Here is a 17,760-nt window from a genome sequence, read left to right on the forward strand (position 1 = left end):
AAACGTATTTTCCTGTAAAAAGAAAAAAAGCTTTTTCCTTTTCCATAATTTTCTTCTCAAATTGTGGTACAATGAAGAGTAAGATTTTAAATAGAAATGAGACTGATTTGTATGAGAAAATTTGATAGCCATTCAATTCCAATTCGGCTTAATTTATTGTTTTCGATTGTCATTTTGCTCTTTATGGCTATTATTGGTCGCCTGCTTTATATGCAGGTTTTGAACAAGGATTTTTATGAGACAAAATTAGCATCTGCTAGTAAAACAAAGGTGACCACGAGTTCAGCTCGAGGCGAAATTTATGATGCCAGCGGTAAGCCTTTGGTTGAAAATACTGTGAAACAAGTTGTTTCCTTTACTCGAAACAACAAAATGACGGCTGCAGATTTGAAAGAAACAGCCAAGAGGTTGCTAACCTATGTGGGAGTTTCTTCACCAACATTGACGGATAGACAGTTGGTGGACTATTATCTAGCAGATGAAACTGTCTATAAGAAAGCTGTGGAAAGCTTACCACGTGAGAAACGCCTTGATTCTGATGGGAATCAATTATCTGAATCCGAGGTTTACAATAATACTGTTGAAAGTATCGATCCAGGTCAATTGACCTACTCGGATGACGAAAAGAAAGAAATTTACCTCTTTAGCCAACTGAATGCAGTTGGAAATTTTGCGACTGGGACCATAGCGACAGAGTCCTTGACAGATACTCAGATTGCTTTGATAGCTTCTGCTTCTAAAAATTTACCTGGCATCAGTATTTCAACCTCGTGGGATCGAAAAGTCCTAGATACTTCACTTTCGTCTATAGTAGGTAGTGTATCCAGTGAAAAAGCTGGTCTTCCAGCTGAAGAAGCAGATACTTATATCAAAAAGGGTTATTCTCTAAATGACCGTGTTGGAACCTCTTATCTAGAAAAACAATATGAAGAAACCTTGCAAGGAAAACGCTCGGTGAAAGAAATCCATCTAGACAAGTATGGCAATATGGAAAGTGTCGAAAATATCGAAGATGGTACCAAAGGGAATAATATTAAACTGACTATTGATTTATCCTTCCAAGATAGCGTGGACAATCTGCTTAAGAGTTATTTCAATTCTGAACTGGGAAATGGAGGAGCCAAGTATTCAGAGGGTGTGTATGCAGTCGCCCTTAACCCAAAAACAGGTGCGGTTTTGTCTATGTCAGGAATCAAACATGACCTGAAAACGGGTGAATTAACGTCAGATTCCTTGGGCACTGTGACCAATGTCTTTGTACCAGGTTCGGTCGTTAAGGCTGCAACTATCAGCTCTGGTTGGGAAAATGGTGTTTTATCAGGGAACCAGACCTTGACAGACCAACCGATTGTCTTCCAAGGTTCAGCTCCAATTAATTCTTGGTATACTCAAGCCTATGGTTCATTCCCGATTACAGCTGTGGAAGCCTTGGAGTATTCTTCTAATGCCTATATGGTTCAAACGGCTTTGGGCATTATGGGTCAGACCTATCAACCCAATATGTTTGTTTTAACTAACAATTTAGAATCCGCTATGGGGAAACTTCGTTCGACATTTGCTGAATATGGTCTTGGAGCCTCAACAGGCATTGACCTTCCAGATGAGTCAACTGGTTTCATACCAAAAGAGTATAATTTTGCTAATTACATTACCAATGCATTTGGTCAGTTTGATAACTACACCCCAATGCAATTGGCCCAGTACGTTGGAACTATTGCCAACAACGGTGTTCGGATTGCACCTCACATTGTCGAGGGGATTTATGGAAACAACGAACAAGGTGGCTTAGGGAACTTAATTCAATCTATTGATACCAAGGAAATGAATAAAATTAATATTTCTGAGTCTGATGTTTCCATCCTCCAACAAGGATTTTATCAAGTGTCACATGGTGGTAGTGCTTTGACAACCGGTCGTGCCTTTTCAAATGGCGCAGCGGTATCCATTAGTGGGAAAACAGGTACTGCCGAAAGTTATGTTGCGGGAGGTCAAGAAGCTAACAATACTAATGCTGTGGCCTATGCACCATCAGATAATCCTCAAATCGCTGTAGCTGTTGTCTTCCCTCATAACACCAACCTTACAAATGGTGTCGGACCTTCCATTGCGCGCGATATTATCAACCTCTATAACCAACATCATCCAATGAATTAGAAAGGAACATATGCTTTATCCAACACCTATTGCCAAGCTAATTGACAGTTATTCTAAGTTACCGGGTATCGGGATTAAGACGGCTACACGTCTGGCCTTTTATACGATTGGGATGTCTGATGACGATGTCAATGAATTTGCTAAAAATCTCCTTTCTGCTAAGAGAGAGCTGACCTACTGTTCCATCTGCGGTCGCCTGACTGATGACGATCCGTGCTCTATCTGTACCGATCCGACTCGTGACCAGACGACAATTTTGGTGTTAGAGGATAGTCGCGATGTGGCAGCCATGGAGAATATCCAAGAATACCATGGACTCTATCATGTTTTACATGGACTCATTTCTCCCATGAATGGTATCAGTCCAGATGATATCAATCTCAAGAGCCTGATGACTCGTCTTATGGATAGTGAAGTTTCAGAAGTAATTGTAGCGACTAATGCTACAGCAGATGGTGAAGCGACATCCATGTATCTTTCTCGTTTGCTCAAGCCAGCTGGGATCAAGGTTACGCGTCTAGCACGAGGTCTCGCTGTCGGAGCGGACATTGAGTATGCGGATGAAGTCACACTCCTAAGAGCTATTGAAAATCGGACAGAGTTGTAAGTGTAGACAAATGAACACACTCAATTCATTCATACAAAAATAAGGGAGACCGACAGTTGTTTTATAGGTCTCTTTTTAGATTTATTCAAGACCAGTATCAGGTTCAAGTTTCAAAAAAGAAGCAAATATGATATACTAAAGAACGAGTATTCTATTAGAATTGGAACAAATAATATGAAACAAACGATTATTCTTTTATATGGTGGACGGAGTGCAGAACGTGAAATATCTGTATTATCAGCTGAGAGTGTCATGCGTGCGGTCAACTACGACCGTTTCACAGTCAAGACTTTCTTCATCAGCCAGTCAGGTGACTTTATTAAAACGCAAGAATTTAGTCAGACTCCAGGTCAAGAGGATCGTCTTATGACTAATGCGACAATTGATTGGGATAAGAAAGTTGCACCAAGCGCCATCTATGAAGAAGGAGCCGTTGTGTTCCCAGTTCTTCATGGACCTATGGGAGAAGATGGCTCTGTCCAAGGCTTCTTAGAAGTTTTGAAAATGCCTTATGTTGGTTGCAATATCTTGTCATCAAGTCTTGCCATGGATAAAATCACGACCAAGCGCGTCTTAGAATCTGTCGGGATTGCTCAAGTTCCTTATGTGGCCATCGTTGAAGGTGATGATATGACTTCTAAAATCGCTGAAGTGGAAGAAAAATTGACTTATCCAGTCTTCACGAAGCCGTCAAACATGGGTTCTAGTGTCGGTATTTCTAAGTCTGAAAACCAAGAGGAACTCCGTCAAGCCTTGGAACTTGCCTTCCGATATGACAGCCGTGTTTTGGTAGAACAAGGGGTGAATGCACGTGAAATCGAGGTTGGTCTCTTGGGCAACTACGATGTCAAAAGCACGCTTCCAGGAGAAGTTGTCAAAGATGTAGCCTTTTATGACTACGATGCCAAGTATATTGACAATAAGATTACCATGGATATCCCAGCCAAAATCAGTGATGATGTGGTAGCTGTCATGCGTCAAAATGCAGAAACAGCCTTCCGTGCCATTGGTGGGCTCGGTCTATCTCGTTGCGATTTCTTCTATACAGATAAGGGAGAGATTTTCCTAAACGAGCTTAATACCATGCCAGGTTTCACCCAGTGGTCAATGTATCCACTACTTTGGGATAATATGGGGATTAGCTATCCAGAACTAATTGAGCGTTTGGTTGACCTTGCCAAGAAAAGTTTTGACAAGCGCGAAGCGCATTTGCTATAAAAATGAAAGAGAGGGTAGGAGTCAGAACCGTCGCTGTAGGTGAGTCGAGTTCTCGAGCTTCGACCCTTTTTAAAGGAGTAGAAATGAAATTAACCATCCATGAAGTGGCTCAAGTTGTAGGAGCTAAAAATGATATCAGCATCTTTGAGGACACCCACTTAGAAAAAGCTGAGTTTGACAGTCGTTTGATTGGGCCAGGTGATTTGTTTGTGCCTCTCAAGGGTGCGCGTGACGGTCATGACTTTATCGAAACAGCCTTTGAAAATGGTGCTGTTGTAACCCTGTCTGAGAAAGAGGTTGCAAATCATCCTTATATTCTGGTAGATGACGTATTGACTGCCTTTCAATCCCTAGCAGCCTACTATCTTGAAAAAACGACTGTTGATGTCTTTGCTGTTACAGGTTCAAATGGTAAGACGACGACCAAGGATATGCTGGCGCACTTACTATCAACAACTTACAAGACCTACAAAACACAAGGTAACTACAATAACGAGATTGGCCTTCCCTACACAGTTCTCCATATGCCAGATGATACTGAAAAGTTGGTCTTGGAGATGGGGCAGGATCACCTGGGAGATATACATCTTTTGTCTGAATTGGCTCATCCAAAAACAGCTATCGTGACCTTGGTTGGAGAGGCTCATTTGGCTTTTTTCAAAGATCGTTCGGAAATTGCCAAAGGAAAAATGCAAATTGCAGACGGGATGGCTTCAGGTTCCTTGCTTTTGGTGCCAGCTGACCAGATAGTAGAAGCCTACTTGCCTACTGATAAAAAGGTGGTTCGTTTTGGTCAAGGAGCAGAGCTGGAAATTACCGACTTGGTTGAGCGTAAGGATAGTCTGACCTTTAAGACTAATTTCTTGGAACAAGTCCTCGATTTGCCAGTGACTGGTAAGTACAATGCTACTAATGCCATGATTGCATCCTATGTTGCCCTACAAGAAGGAGTTTCAGAGGAGCAAATTCGTCAGGCCTTCCAAAATCTTGAATTGACGCGTAACCGTACCGAGTGGAAGAAAGCAGGCAATGGAGCAGATATCCTATCAGATGTTTACAATGCCAATCCAACTGCTGTGAAGCTGATTTTAGAGACTTTCTCTGCCATACCAGCCAATGAAGGTGGCAAGAAAATTGCAGTTCTAGCAGACATGAAGGAACTTGGTGACCAGTCTATTCAACTCCATAACCAGATGATTTTGAGTCTTTCTCCAGATGTGCTGGATACCGTTATTTTCTACGGTGAAGATATCGCTGACTTGGCTCAATTAGCCAGTCAAATGTTCCCAATCGGCCACGTTTACTACTTCAAGAAAACAGAAGACCAAGACCAATTTGAAGACTTAGTTAAGCAGGTTAAAGAAAGCCTTGGAGCTAATGACCAAATCCTGCTCAAAGGCTCTAACTCTATGAATCTAGCCAAGTTGGTAGAAAGTTTAGAAAATGAAAACAAGTGATTTTGTTAAACATTTACGTATTTCTAAATCCATTTTTCTTAAGTAGCATGGTACAATAATAAGCAGGAACATTTTGAATCATGAGGAAGACTAGATGAATTTATGGGATATTTTCTTTACGACTCAGGCAACCGAGCCACCCAAATTTGACCTTTTTTGGTATGTCAGTATATTTACACTCTTGGCTTTGATCTTTTATACAGCCTATCGTTATCGTGAAAAGAAGGCTTATCAACGATTTTTCCAAATCTTACAGGCGGTTCAGTTGATCTTTCTTTATGGTTGGTATTGGATTACTCGTATGCCTCTGTCAGAAAGTTTACCATTTTACCATTGTCGTATGGCTATGTTTGTGGTGCTCTTGCTGCCTGGTCAGTCTAAATATAGGCAGTATTTTGCATTGTTGGGAACATTCGGGACATTAGCGGCCTTTGTTTACCCAGTGTCAGATGCCTATCCTTTCCCACATATTACGATTTTATCCTTTATCTTTGGCCACTTAGCTCTCTTGGGGAACTCATTGGTTTATCTCTTGAGACAGTATGATGCACGATTGCTGGATGTGAAGGGAATTTTTCTCATAACTTTTGCCCTAGACGCCTTAATTTTTGTGGTTAATTTAGTAACAGGTGGAGATTATGGATTCTTGACAAAACCACCATTGGTTGGAGACCATGGCTTAGTAGCTAATTATTTAATTGTTTCCCTGGTCTTGTCAGTAGCGATGACGTTGACAAAGAAAATCTTGGAACTATTTTTAGAACAAGAAGAAGAAAAAATGATTGCAAAGAAAGCATAGAAATGAGCTTTCTTTTTTTCATAAATCTGATTTTTTATAAATTTTTTGGAAAAATCTAGTCTACTGAATCTAAAATAGTACTATGTGGCTGTTGAAATATTTCTAGAAATTAATTTGACTTTTCTAATTGATTTGTACAGTTCTTATTTCAATCTACCACAAAAAAGATGTTGAGCGAATGTGAAAAAAATGGTAAGTAAATTTAGGAAAAACTAAGCACGATTGGATTTTTTGTGTTATAATATTCTGTGAATAGCTATACCCTATTTTAGCTATATTGAATAGAAGTTTGAAACTTGGAAGAGAGAGGATGCGATGTAATGACTAGAGATGGTTTTTTTACAGGCTTAGATATCGGAACTAATTCGATTAAAGTATTGGTTGCCGAGCTTAGAAATGGTGAACTTAATGTAATTGGTGTAAGTAATGCCAAGAGTAAAGGTGTAAAGGATGGGATTATCGTTGATATTGAAGCAGCAGCAACTGCTATCAAGTCAGCTATTTCCCAAGCAGAAGAGAAAGCTGGCATTTCAATCAAATCAGTGAATGTTGGTTTGCCTGGAAATCTTTTGCAAGTAGAACCAACTCAAGGAATGATTCCAGTTACATCTGATACAAAAGAAATTACAGATCAAGATGTCGAAAATGTTGTCAAATCAGCCTTGACAAAGAGTATAACACCAGATCGTGAAGTCATTACTTTTATTCCAGAAGAATTTATCGTAGATGGTTTCCAAGGGATTCGTGACCCACGTGGTATGATGGGGGTTCGACTTGAAATGCGTGGTTTACTTTACACAGGTCCACGTACTATTCTTCACAATTTACGCAAGACAGTTGAACGCTCAGGAGTTCAAGTTGAAAATATTATTATTTCACCATTAGCTTTGGTTCGTTCAGTCTTGAATGAAGGAGAGCGTGAATTTGGTGCTACTGTGATTGATATGGGAGCAGGTCAAACAACTGTTGCTACAATCCGTAACCAAGAACTCCAGTTTACAAATATTCTTCAAGAAGGTGGAGATTATGTCACAAAAGATATCTCTAAAGTCTTGAAGACTTCACAAAAACTAGCTGAAGGATTGAAATTGAACTATGGTGAAGCCTACCCTTCACTTGCAAGCAATGAAACTTTCCAAGTTGAAGTGATTGGTGAAGTAGAGCCTGTAGAAGTTACAGAAAGTTACCTAGCAGAGATTATTTCAGCTCGCATTAAACACATTTTTGAACAAATCAAACAAGAGTTGGAAAGAAGACATTTGTTGGATCTTCCAGGTGGGATTGTTCTGATTGGTGGAAATGCTATTTTACCAGGTGTTGTAGAACTTGCGCAGGAAGTATTTGGCGTTGGTGTCAAACTTTACGTTCCAAATCAAGTTGGAATCCGTAACCCTGCCTTTGCTCATGTGATTAGTTTGTCTGAATTTGCAGGACAATTGACGGAAGTGCATTTGTTAGCACAACGAGCAGTTAGAGGTGAGGATACTTTGCGTCATCAACCAATTAATTTTGGTGGGATGATTCAACGCGTTACGCAGGTAGCACAACCTACCCCTATTCAACCAGTTCAAAATACTGAGGTAGAGCAATCAGCTTCTACGAACGTAGTTGCTCCGAAAGAAGATAAAGTATCTTCTCAAAATAAACCAAAAATCGCAGATCGCTTCCGTGGTTTAATTGGAAGTATGTTTGATGAATAAAAGAGGAAAAATAAACTATGACATTTTCATTTGATACAGCAGCTGCTCAAGGTGCAGTTATTAAAGTAATCGGTGTTGGTGGAGGTGGCGGTAACGCCATTAACCGCATGGTTGACGAAGGTGTTGCAGGCGTAGAATTTATCGCAGCAAACACAGATGTACAAGCTTTGAGTAGTACAAAAGCTGAGACTGTAATTCAGTTAGGCCCTAAATTGACTCGTGGTTTGGGTGCTGGCGGTCGACCTGAAATTGGTCAAAAGGCTGCTGAAGAAAGCGAAGAAGCCTTGACTCAAGCTATAACTGGAGCAGATATGGTCTTCATTACTGCAGGTATGGGAGGTGGCTCAGGTACTGGTGCTGCTCCTGTTATTGCCCGTATTGCTAAAGATTTAGGTGCTCTTACAGTTGGTGTTGTGACACGTCCTTTCGGTTTTGAAGGAAGCAAACGCGGTCAATACGCTGTGGAAGGAATCAATCAACTTCGCGAACATGTAGATACTTTATTGATTATTTCAAACAACAACTTGCTTGAAATTGTTGATAAGAAAACGCCACTTCTTGAAGCTCTTAGTGAGGCAGATAACGTACTTCGCCAAGGTGTTCAAGGGATTACGGACTTGATTACAAATCCTGGTTTGATTAACCTTGACTTTGCCGATGTGAAAACAGTTATGGCAAATAAAGGGAACGCCCTAATGGGTATCGGTATTGGTAGTGGTGAAGAACGTGTGGTAGAAGCAGCGCGTAAGGCAATCTACTCACCACTTCTTGAAACAACTATTGATGGCGCTGAGGATGTTATTGTCAACGTTACTGGTGGTCTTGATTTGACTTTGATTGAAGCAGAAGAAGCTTCAGAAATTGTTAACCAAGCAGCTGGTCAAGGAGTGAACATCTGGCTCGGAACATCAATCGATGAAAACATGAAAGATGAAATCCGTGTTACAGTTGTTGCAACTGGTGTTCGTCAAGATAGTGTTGAAAAAGTTGTTGGTCATGCACCAAGACAAGCTGTTCGTCATGAACAAGCAAGTCCTAGTCATGCACACAATCATAATCGTCACTTTGATATGGCTGAAACTGTAGAAATTCCAAGTCCAGCACCTCGTCGTACAGAAACTTCTCAATCTTCGGCATTTGGTGATTGGGACTTGCGTCGTGAGACAATTGTTCGGCCAACTGATTCAGTGGTATCACCAGTTGAACGTTTCGAAACGCCATCTTTACACGATGAGGATGAATTAGACACTCCTCCATTTTTCAAAAATCGTTAAGTAAATGAATTTGAAAGAAAATACAGAACGTGTTTTTCAACAAATAAAAGAAGCAAGTCAGCAGGCAGGAAGAGAAGAAAATTCTGTTTCGGTTCTTGCTGTTACAAAATATGTAGACGTACCGACAGCGGAGGCCTTGCTTCCGCTAGGTGTGCATCATATTGGTGAAAATCGTGTGGATAAATTTCTTGAGAAATATGAAGCTTTAAAAGACAGAAATATTACCTGGCATTTGATCGGAACCTTGCAAAGACGCAAAGTTAAAGACGTCATTCAGTATGTTGATTATTTCCACGCTTTGGATTCATTAAAGCTAGCAGAGGAAATTCAAAAAAGAAGTGACCGAGTTGTTAAGTGTTTCTTACAAGTAAATATCTCAAGGGAAGAGAGCAAACATGGTTTTTCAAGGGAAGAACTATTGGAGCTCTTGCCAGAATTGGCTGCCTTAGATAAAATTGAGTATGTCGGCTTGATGACCATGGCTCCTTATGAAGCTAGTAGTGATGAGTTGAAAGAGATTTTTAAAGCAACACAGAATTTGCAACTAGAAATTAGAGAAAAACAAATTCCCAATATGCCAATGATGGACTTGAGTATGGGTATGAGTCGTGACTACAAGGAAGCGATTGAATTTGGCTCGACCTTTGTCAGAATTGGTACAGCATTTTTTAAATAGGAAAGAAATATGTCTTTAAAAGATAGATTTGATAAATTTATAGATTATTTTACAGAAGACGGAGAAGATGTTGGTACTACTTATCAGCCTAAAGCTGAAGAGCCAATTGTGACTTCAGGCCCGTATGTTCAAGAGTTACCTCAACAAGCTGGTAGTACGCCATCTAAAGATAAAAATATCACTCGTCTACATGCCCGTCAACAAGAGTTAGCTATGCAAACTCAACGTTCTACTGATAAGGTGACGATTGATGTTCGTTATCCTCGTAAATACGAAGATGCTACAGAAATTGTTGATTTATTAGTTGGTAATGAAAGTATTTTGATTGATTTTCAATATATGACAGAAGTTCAAGCACGTCGTTGTTTGGATTATCTGGATGGGGCTCGCTACGTTTTAGCAGGTAACATGAAAAAGGTAGCATCTACTATGTTCCTGCTGACACCAGTTGATGTCGTCGTGAATATTGAAGATATCAAAATTCCAGATGAATCACAAAATGGTGAATTTGGATTTGACATGAAACGTACGAGAATAAGATAATGCTCTTTCTCATTCGTTTTATTCAAAATGCAGTGGATATCTATTCACTGATTTTAATCATTTTTGCTTTGATGTCTTGGTTTCCCAATGCTTATGAATCACGTCTTGGTCGATTGATTATTAGCTTAGTAAAACCGATAATAGCTCCCCTGCAACGTTTACCTCTCCAGATTGCAGGTCTTGACTTGTCTGTCTGGATTGCGGTATTACTAGTTCACTTCCTAGGGGAACAGTTGATTCGATTTTTAGTGATTTTTCTATGAACAAGATGATTTATCAACACTTTTCTAAGAATGATTCGTCATTTATTGATAAGGGAGTAGAATGGATAAATAAGGTAGAAGATTCTTATTCTCCTTTTTTAACACCCTTTGTAAATCCCCATCAAGAAAAGATTTTAAAGGTTCTAGCATCAACCAACGGCATCTCCTACATGAGCAGTCGGCAGTTTCTTGAAACTGAATATGTTCGGGTTCTCCTGTATCCTGACTATTTTGAGCCAGAATTTTCTGATTTTGAACTATCCTTGCAAGAAATTGTCTATCCTAGTAAGTTTGAGCGCTTAACACATGCAAAAATATTAGGAACAGTTTTAAATCAGCTGGGAATCGATAGGAAGCTATTTGGTGATATCTTAGTCAATGAAGAGAGGGCGCAGATTATCATTAATCGACAGTTTATGCTCCTTTTTCAAGATGGTATTACGAAAATTGCTCGTTTACCGGTTCGTCTAGAAGAACGGAATTTTACTGAGAGAATTGCTACAGTAGAAGATTATCAAGAATTAGATATTCATATTGCTAGTTCTAGATTAGATGTTTTTCTAGCAGGTGTCTTCAAGCTGTCTAGAAATCAGGCAAATCAGTTAATTGAAAAACAGGCAGTCCAAGTGAATTACTATTTAGTTGAAAAAGCAGATTTTCCAGTTCAAGTTGGTGATTTGATTAGTGTAAGGAAATTTGGTCGATTGAAACTCGTTAGAGATAATGGGCAAACAAAAAAAGATAAAAAGAAATTAACGGTCCAATTGTTATTAAGTAAGTAAGGAAAAATATGCCAATTACACCACAAGATATTGTTGATAAAGTTTTTTCAACAAAATTCCGAGGCTACGATAAGGAAGAAGTTGACGAATTTTTAGATAAGATTTATATTGACTACGAGGAGTTAGTCCGTTGCAAGGATGAGACAGAACGCTATATCAAAAAATTAGAAGAACGTCTTTCCTATTATACGACTGATATTCCTAAGAGAACAGTAACAAACGAGCAAGAACCAGAAGCAATGAATGATTCTATTTTTTATTAAGTAAGTGAGGAAAAATATGCCAATTACATCATTAGAAATTAAAGATAAAACCTTTAGCACACGCTTCAGAGGGTTTGATCAAGAAGAAGTAGATGAATTTTTAGATATTGTAGTTCGTGATTATGAAGATTTAGTTCGCTCTAATCATGACAAGGATTTACATATTAAGAGTTTGGAAGAACGTTTGTCTTACTTTGATGAGATGAAAGATTCATTGAGTCAATCTGTATTGATTGCTCAAGATACGGCTGAGCGAGTAAAACAAGCTGCAACAGAACGTTCAAACAATATCATCCACCAAGCAGAGCAAGATGCCCAACGTTTGCTGGAAGAAGCTAAGTACAAGGCAAATGAAATTCTTCGTCAAGCAACTGACAACGCTAAGAAGGTTGCTGTCGAAACTGAAGAATTGAAGAACAAGAGCCGTGTTTTCCACCAACGTCTTAAATCTACAATTGAGAGCCAGTTAGCAATTGTTGAATCTTCAGATTGGGAAGATATTCTTCGCCCAACAGCGACTTATCTTCAGACAAGTGATGAGGCTTTCAAAGAAGTGGTCAGTGAAGTCTTAGGTGACTCTGTCTTGCAACAACATCAAGAGGAAGAACCAATTGATATTACTCGCCAGTTTTCCCCCGAGGAAATGGCTGAGTTGCAAGCGCGTATCGAAGCGGCTAATAAGGAACTTGCAGAAGTCGAAGCAAGAGCTGAGCAGGAACAAGTGGTTTCACCAGCTCCGGTTGTTGAAGAAAGTCCAGCTCATCCAGTTGGTCCAATGTATGAAGAGCCAGAAGTAGCTCCAAGCCATTACTCAGGACCAACACCAGCTACTGAAGCTGTAAACTCTGAACCAGGTTTTGCGGCACCGCAAGAATCTGTTACAATTTTATAAGAAATAATCTGAGAACAATATTTTATCCTTATATTTCCAGCGAGTAGGAGATGGTGTGAGTCCTGCATTCCCTATTGATAAGATTATCCTCTCAAAAACTCAAGTCTGAAGTTAGTAGGATTTGACGTTCCCCACGTTACGGGATAAGAGGGAGAAAGATTAAATCTTTTTCCGAACAAAGGTGGTACCACGATTTTCGTCCTTTTTGGAAGTCGTGGTTTTTAATTTGTCATTATTTATAAAGGAGATACCATGAAACTCAAAGATACCCTTAACCTTGGGAAAACAGCTTTCCCAATGCGTGCAGGCCTTCCAACCAAAGAGCCAGTCTGGCAAAAAGAATGGGAAGAAGCAAAATTGTACCAACGTCGTCAAGAGTTGAATGAAGGAAAACCTCATTTCACTCTTCATGATGGCCCTCCATACGCTAACGGAAATATCCACGTTGGTCATGCTATGAACAAGATTTCAAAAGATATCATTGTTCGTTCTAAGTCTATGTCAGGATTCTACGCACCATACATTCCAGGGTGGGATACACACGGACTACCAATCGAGCAAGTTTTGGCAAAACAAGGTGTTAAGCGCAAAGAAATGGACTTGGTTGAATACTTAAAACTTTGCCGTGACTACGCTCTTTCTCAAGTAGATAAACAACGTGAAGACTTTAAACGTTTGGGTGTTTCTGGTGACTGGGAAAATCCATATGTAACTTTGACCCCTGATTATGAAGCAGCTCAAATCCGTGTCTTCGGCGAGATGGCTAATAAGGGTTACATCTACCGTGGTGCCAAGCCAGTTTACTGGTCATGGTCATCTGAGTCTGCCCTTGCTGAAGCAGAGATTGAATACCATGACTTGGTTTCAACATCACTTTACTATGCCAATAAGGTCAAGGATGGCAAAGGTGTGTTAGACACTGATACTTACATCGTTGTTTGGACAACAACTCCGTTTACCATTACAGCTTCTCGTGGTTTGACTGTTGGAGCAGATATTGATTACGTTTTGGTTCAACCTGCTGGTGAAACCCGTAAGTTTGTACTTGCTGCAGAATTATTGACTAGCTTGTCTGAGAAATTTGGTTGGGCTGATGTTCAGGTCTTGGCAACTTACCGTGGTCAAGAACTCAACAATATCGTGACAGAACACCCATGGGATACTGCAGTAGATGAACTCGTTATCCTGGGTGACCACGTTACGACTGACTCTGGTACTGGTATTGTCCATACAGCCCCTGGTTTTGGTGAGGACGACTATAATGTTGGTGTGGCTAATGGTCTTGAAGTTGCTGTGACAGTTAACGAACGCGGAATCATGATGGCTAATGCTGGCGCTGAGTTCGAAGGTCAATTCTATGACAAGGTGCTTCCAACTGTTATCGAGAAACTTGGTAACCTCCTTCTCGCTCAAGAAGAAATCTCTCACTCATACCCATTTGACTGGCGTACAAAAAAACCAATCATCTGGCGTGCTGTGCCACAGTGGTTTGCTTCTGTATCAAAATTCCGTCAAGAAATCCTGGATGAAATTGAAAAAGTGAAATTCCATTCAGAATGGGGTAAAGTGCGTCTTTACAATATGATCCGTGACCGTGGTGACTGGGTTATCTCTCGTCAACGTGCTTGGGGTGTTCCACTTCCGATCTTCTATGCTGAAGACGGTACACCAATCATGACAGCTGAAACGATTGAGCATGTAGCTCAACTCTTTGAAGAGCATGGTTCTATCATCTGGTGGGAACGTGATGCTAAAGACCTCTTGCCAGAAGGATTTACCCATCCAGGTTCACCAAATGGCGAGTTCAAGAAAGAAACAGATATTATGGATGTTTGGTTTGACTCAGGTTCATCATGGAATGGTGTTTTGGTAAATCGTCCAAATCTGACTTATCCAGCTGATCTTTATCTTGAAGGTTCTGACCAATACCGTGGTTGGTTCAACTCGTCACTCATCACATCTGTTGCTAATCATGGTGTAGCACCATACAAACAAATCTTGTCACAAGGTTTTGCCCTTGACGGTAAAGGTGAGAAGATGTCTAAATCTCTTGGAAATACCATTGCTCCAAGTGATGTTGAAAAACAATTTGGTGCGGAAATCTTGCGTCTCTGGGTAACAAGTGTTGACTCAAGCAACGATGTACGTATCTCTATGGACATCTTGAGCCAAGTTTCTGAGACTTACCGTAAGATCCGTAACACTCTTCGTTTCTTGATTGCTAACACATCTGACTTTAACCCAGCTGAGGATGCAGTGGCTTACGAAGAATTACGTTCAGTTGACAAGTACATGACCATTCGCTTTAACCAACTTGTTAAGACCATTCGTGACGCTTATGCGGACTTTGAATTCTTGACGATTTATAAGGCTCTGGTAAACTTTATCAACGTTGATCTGTCAGCCTTCTACCTTGATTTTGCCAAAGATGTTGTTTACATTGAAGGTGCAAAATCTCTTGAACGCCGTCAAATGCAAACTGTCTTCTACGATATCCTTGTAAAAATCACCAAACTCTTGACACCGATTCTTCCTCACACATCGGAAGAGATTTGGTCATACCTTGAATTTGAAGCTGAAGACTTTGTCCAATTGTCAGAATTGCCAGAAGCTGAAACTTTTGCTAATCAAGAAGAAATCTTGGACACATGGGTAGCCTTCATGGACTTCCGTGGACAAGCTCAAAAAGCCTTGGAAGAAGCTCGTAATGCAAAAGTAATCGGTAAATCGCTTGAAGCACACTTGACAGTTTATCCAAATGAAGTTGTGAAAACTCTACTCGATGCAGTAAACAGCAATGTAGCTCAACTCTTGATCGTCTCAGAATTGACCATCGCAGAGGGACCAGCTCCAGAAACTGCTGTTAGCTTCGAAGATGTAGCCTTCACAGTAGAACGCGCTGCAGGTGAAGTATGTGACCGTTGCCGTCGTATCGATCCAAGTACAGCAGAACGTAGCTACCACGCAACCATCTGTGACCACTGTGCAAGTATCGTTGAAGAAAACTTTGCGGACGCAATCGCAGAAGGATTTGAAGCGAAATAAGGTTGAAAAGTCTAGGGAAGACTCAATTTGAGAAGAAAAGACAACTAATCTTATAGTCTATAAAACGTATTGTATCAAGTTTTTGAACGCCTGATATGATGCGTTTTTATTATGTAATACTCAATGAAAATCAATGAGCAAACTAGAAAACCAGCTGCAGGTTGCTCAAATACCCAGAGTCCTGAATTAACTGCATCTACAACAGTTGCAGGAGTTTTACTTCCAACTGTTTTAAAAATTGCTATTTTAGTTTTAGGAATTGTTCCAATTGTATACTATAAGGGAGAAAGTCGTGTTGGTTCGGCTCCTTCTGTTTTATTAATCGTATGTTCTGTGGTAGGATTGATTCCATTTTTAGGCTGGATTGGTGGAATCGTACTTGTCATCGGAGGAGCTTTGTACTTGTCAAGCTTGAAACAATTCAAAATTGAAGGATAAGTTATTCTAGGAGAAGAGTCGAAGAGCTCTTCTCCTTTTAATCGATTTTGACTAGCTTTTTTGTGAAAAATTGTGTAAAATAGAATAGATAAACGAGGGGAAACCTCGGAAAATTTAAAGGAGAATCCATCTAATGGTAAAATTGGTTTTTGCTCGCCACGGTGAGTCTGAATGGAACAAAGCTAACCTTTTCACTGGTTGGGCTGATGTTGATTTGTCTGAAAAAGGTACACAACAAGCGATTGACGCTGGTAAATTGATCAAAGAAGCTGGTATCGAATTTGACCAAGCTTACACTTCAGTATTGAAACGCGCGATCAAAACAACTAACTTGGCTCTTGAAGCTTCTGACCAATTGTGGGTTCCAGTTGAAAAATCATGGCGCTTGAACGAACGTCACTACGGTGGTTTGACTGGTAAAAACAAAGCTGAAGCAGCTGAACAATTTGGTGATGAGCAAGTTCACATCTGGCGTCGTTCATACGATGTATTGCCTCCAGCAATGGATCGCAATGATGAGCATTCAGCTCACACTGACCGTCGTTACGCTTCACTTGACGATTCAGTTATTCCAGATGCTGAAAACTTGAAAGTAACTTTGGAACGTGCTCTTCCATTCTGGGAAGATAAAATCGCTCCAGCTCTTAAAGATGGTAAAAACGTATTCGTAGGAGCTCACGGTAACTCAATCCGTGCCCTTGTAAAACACATCAAAGGTTTGTCTGATGACGAAATCATGGACGTGGAAATCCCTAACTTCCCACCATTGGTATTCGAATTCGACGAAAAATTGAACGTAGTTTCTGAATACTACCTTGGAAAATAATTTATAGACAGAAATCCTAGGAATTCCTAGGATTTTTTGTATTTGCTGCTGGTTCCCAACTAGTTAAAAAAGCGTTATAATGGTAGTAGGAAGTAATTTATTTGAGAGAGGGTGGGTCTGATGGCTTATATTGAGATGAAACACTGTTACAAACGTTATCAGGTTGGGGACACGGAGATTGTGGCCAATCGTGATGTGAATTTTGAGATTGAAAAGGGTGAATTGGTGATTATTTTAGGTGCATCTGGTGCAGGCAAGTCAACGGTTCTTAACCTTCTTGGGGGAATGGATACCAATGATGAGGGGGAAATCTGGATTGATGGTGCCAATATTGCAGATTACAGTTCCCACCAGCGCACCAATTACCGCCGCAATAATGTCGGCTTTGTTTTTCAGTTTTATAATCTAGTTTCCAATCTAACCGCTAAGGAAAATGTGGAATTAGCTTCAGAAATCGTGACAGATGCCTTGGATCCTGAGCAAGTCTTGACAGATGTAGGTCTGGCTCATCGTCGCAATAACTTTCCAGCCCAGCTTTCTGGAGGGGAGCAACAGCGAGTCTCCATTGCACGCGCGGTAGCCAAAAATCCTAAAATTCTCCTTTGTGATGAACCGACAGGCGCCTTGGATTATCAGACGGGGAAGCAAGTCTTGAAAATCCTCCAAGATATGTCTCGTCAAAAGGGAGCGACGGTGATTATCGTCACTCACAATGGAGCTTTGGCGCCCATTGCTGATCGCGTGATTCATATGCACGATGCCAGTGTCAAGGATGTGGTGATCAACCAACATCCTCAGGATATTGATACCTTGGAGTACTAGT

General features: G+C 40.3%; 17 protein-coding genes. All 17 read left to right on the forward strand.

The window, feature by feature from the left end; all coding sequences use genetic code 11:
- Positions 1 to 96 precede the first annotated feature (96 nt).
- The 17 genes from pbp2b to UKS_RS02770 all read left to right on the forward strand — a co-directional run bounded on the left by pbp2b (position 97) and on the right by UKS_RS02770 (position 17,759).
- Complete coding sequence (gene pbp2b / locus UKS_RS02685) at positions 97 to 2,154, forward strand: penicillin-binding protein PBP2B (protein ID WP_156011723.1); 2,058 nt, start codon at positions 97 to 99, stop codon at positions 2,152 to 2,154.
- 10 nt (positions 2,155 to 2,164) lie between these two features.
- Positions 2,165 to 2,761: a recombination mediator RecR gene (gene recR, locus UKS_RS02690; protein ID WP_000966754.1), complete on the forward strand. Its 597-nt coding sequence runs from the start codon at positions 2,165 to 2,167 to the stop codon at positions 2,759 to 2,761.
- Positions 2,762 to 2,935: 174 nt separating this feature from the next.
- Positions 2,936 to 3,979, forward strand: a complete 1,044-nt coding sequence (locus tag UKS_RS02695; protein WP_156011724.1) for a D-alanine--D-alanine ligase — start codon at positions 2,936 to 2,938, stop codon at positions 3,977 to 3,979.
- 83 nt (positions 3,980 to 4,062) lie between these two features.
- On the forward strand, positions 4,063 to 5,436 hold the full coding sequence (locus UKS_RS02700; RefSeq protein ID WP_156011725.1) for a UDP-N-acetylmuramoyl-tripeptide--D-alanyl-D-alanine ligase: 1,374 nt from the start codon (positions 4,063 to 4,065) through the stop codon (positions 5,434 to 5,436).
- A 94-nt stretch (positions 5,437 to 5,530) separates the two neighbouring features.
- Positions 5,531 to 6,235 (forward strand): YwaF family protein, encoded by a 705-nt coding sequence (locus UKS_RS02705; protein ID WP_156011726.1) that lies wholly within the window; start codon positions 5,531 to 5,533, stop codon positions 6,233 to 6,235.
- A 320-nt stretch (positions 6,236 to 6,555) separates the two neighbouring features.
- Entirely contained in the window at positions 6,556 to 7,935 is a 1,380-nt protein-coding gene (gene ftsA / locus UKS_RS02710; protein ID WP_156011727.1) for a cell division protein FtsA, read from the forward strand.
- A gap of 17 nt (positions 7,936 to 7,952) precedes the next feature.
- Positions 7,953 to 9,209 (forward strand): cell division protein FtsZ, encoded by a 1,257-nt coding sequence (gene ftsZ / locus UKS_RS02715; protein WP_049494646.1) that lies wholly within the window; start codon positions 7,953 to 7,955, stop codon positions 9,207 to 9,209.
- Between the two features lie 4 nt (positions 9,210 to 9,213).
- Positions 9,214 to 9,885, forward strand: a complete 672-nt coding sequence (locus tag UKS_RS02720) for a YggS family pyridoxal phosphate-dependent enzyme (RefSeq protein WP_049494644.1) — start codon at positions 9,214 to 9,216, stop codon at positions 9,883 to 9,885.
- 9 nt (positions 9,886 to 9,894) lie between these two features.
- Entirely contained in the window at positions 9,895 to 10,428 is a 534-nt protein-coding gene (locus UKS_RS02725; protein ID WP_156011728.1) for a cell division protein SepF, read from the forward strand.
- Entirely contained in the window at positions 10,428 to 10,691 is a 264-nt protein-coding gene (locus tag UKS_RS02730; RefSeq protein ID WP_049494641.1) for a YggT family protein, read from the forward strand. The genes UKS_RS02725 and UKS_RS02730 overlap by 1 nt, the downstream gene beginning before the upstream one ends.
- Positions 10,688 to 11,473 carry a YlmH family RNA-binding protein gene (locus UKS_RS02735; RefSeq protein WP_049494639.1) on the forward strand — a complete coding sequence of 262 codons (786 nt, stop codon included), beginning with the start codon at positions 10,688 to 10,690 and terminating at the stop codon, positions 11,471 to 11,473. Before UKS_RS02730 ends, UKS_RS02735 begins: the two co-directional genes overlap by 4 nt.
- Positions 11,474 to 11,481: 8 nt before the next feature.
- Positions 11,482 to 11,736, forward strand: a complete 255-nt coding sequence (locus tag UKS_RS02740) for a DivIVA domain-containing protein (protein WP_049494637.1) — start codon at positions 11,482 to 11,484, stop codon at positions 11,734 to 11,736.
- A 16-nt stretch (positions 11,737 to 11,752) separates the two neighbouring features.
- A complete protein-coding gene (locus tag UKS_RS02745; protein WP_117306041.1) occupies positions 11,753 to 12,628 on the forward strand; it encodes a DivIVA domain-containing protein in 876 nt (291 codons plus the stop codon).
- 252 nt (positions 12,629 to 12,880) lie between these two features.
- Positions 12,881 to 15,673, forward strand: coding sequence for an isoleucine--tRNA ligase (gene ileS, locus UKS_RS02755; RefSeq protein ID WP_156011729.1), 2,793 nt, complete (start codon positions 12,881 to 12,883; stop codon positions 15,671 to 15,673).
- Between the two features lie 123 nt (positions 15,674 to 15,796).
- Complete coding sequence (locus UKS_RS02760; protein ID WP_232049748.1) at positions 15,797 to 16,111, forward strand: hypothetical protein; 315 nt, start codon at positions 15,797 to 15,799, stop codon at positions 16,109 to 16,111.
- A gap of 133 nt (positions 16,112 to 16,244) precedes the next feature.
- Complete coding sequence (locus tag UKS_RS02765) at positions 16,245 to 16,937, forward strand: phosphoglycerate mutase (RefSeq protein WP_156011730.1); 693 nt, start codon at positions 16,245 to 16,247, stop codon at positions 16,935 to 16,937.
- A 120-nt stretch (positions 16,938 to 17,057) separates the two neighbouring features.
- On the forward strand, positions 17,058 to 17,759 hold the full coding sequence (locus UKS_RS02770) for an ABC transporter ATP-binding protein (protein WP_156011731.1): 702 nt from the start codon (positions 17,058 to 17,060) through the stop codon (positions 17,757 to 17,759).
- Position 17,760 lies beyond the last annotated feature (1 nt).

The organism is Streptococcus sp. 116-D4 (assembly GCF_009731465.1).
Classification (GTDB): Bacteria; Bacillota; Bacilli; order Lactobacillales; family Streptococcaceae; genus Streptococcus; species Streptococcus pseudopneumoniae_E.

What these genes read in the sequence shown, in the direction of transcription:
- UKS_RS02745 (WP_117306041.1), top strand. Translation starts at nt 11,753, where the DNA reads ATGCCAATTACATCATTAGAAATTAAAGATAAAACCTTTAGCACACGC.
- UKS_RS02770 (WP_156011731.1), top strand. Translation starts at nt 17,058, where the DNA reads ATGGCTTATATTGAGATGAAACACTGTTACAAACGTTATCAGGTTGGG.
- UKS_RS02740 (WP_049494637.1), top strand. Translation starts at nt 11,482, where the DNA reads ATGCCAATTACACCACAAGATATTGTTGATAAAGTTTTTTCAACAAAA.
- UKS_RS02760 (WP_232049748.1), top strand. Translation starts at nt 15,797, where the DNA reads ATGAAAATCAATGAGCAAACTAGAAAACCAGCTGCAGGTTGCTCAAAT.
- UKS_RS02705 (WP_156011726.1), top strand. Translation starts at nt 5,531, where the DNA reads ATGAATTTATGGGATATTTTCTTTACGACTCAGGCAACCGAGCCACCC.
- UKS_RS02765 (WP_156011730.1), top strand. Translation starts at nt 16,245, where the DNA reads ATGGTAAAATTGGTTTTTGCTCGCCACGGTGAGTCTGAATGGAACAAA.
- ileS (WP_156011729.1), top strand. Translation starts at nt 12,881, where the DNA reads ATGAAACTCAAAGATACCCTTAACCTTGGGAAAACAGCTTTCCCAATG.
- UKS_RS02730 (WP_049494641.1), top strand. Translation starts at nt 10,428, where the DNA reads ATGCTCTTTCTCATTCGTTTTATTCAAAATGCAGTGGATATCTATTCA.
- UKS_RS02720 (WP_049494644.1), top strand. Translation starts at nt 9,214, where the DNA reads ATGAATTTGAAAGAAAATACAGAACGTGTTTTTCAACAAATAAAAGAA.
- UKS_RS02725 (WP_156011728.1), top strand. Translation starts at nt 9,895, where the DNA reads ATGTCTTTAAAAGATAGATTTGATAAATTTATAGATTATTTTACAGAA.
- UKS_RS02735 (WP_049494639.1), top strand. Translation starts at nt 10,688, where the DNA reads ATGAACAAGATGATTTATCAACACTTTTCTAAGAATGATTCGTCATTT.
- ftsA (WP_156011727.1), top strand. Translation starts at nt 6,556, where the DNA reads ATGACTAGAGATGGTTTTTTTACAGGCTTAGATATCGGAACTAATTCG.
- ftsZ (WP_049494646.1), top strand. Translation starts at nt 7,953, where the DNA reads ATGACATTTTCATTTGATACAGCAGCTGCTCAAGGTGCAGTTATTAAA.
- UKS_RS02700 (WP_156011725.1), top strand. Translation starts at nt 4,063, where the DNA reads ATGAAATTAACCATCCATGAAGTGGCTCAAGTTGTAGGAGCTAAAAAT.
- recR (WP_000966754.1), top strand. Translation starts at nt 2,165, where the DNA reads ATGCTTTATCCAACACCTATTGCCAAGCTAATTGACAGTTATTCTAAG.
- pbp2b (WP_156011723.1), top strand. Translation starts at nt 97, where the DNA reads ATGAGACTGATTTGTATGAGAAAATTTGATAGCCATTCAATTCCAATT.
- UKS_RS02695 (WP_156011724.1), top strand. Translation starts at nt 2,936, where the DNA reads ATGAAACAAACGATTATTCTTTTATATGGTGGACGGAGTGCAGAACGT.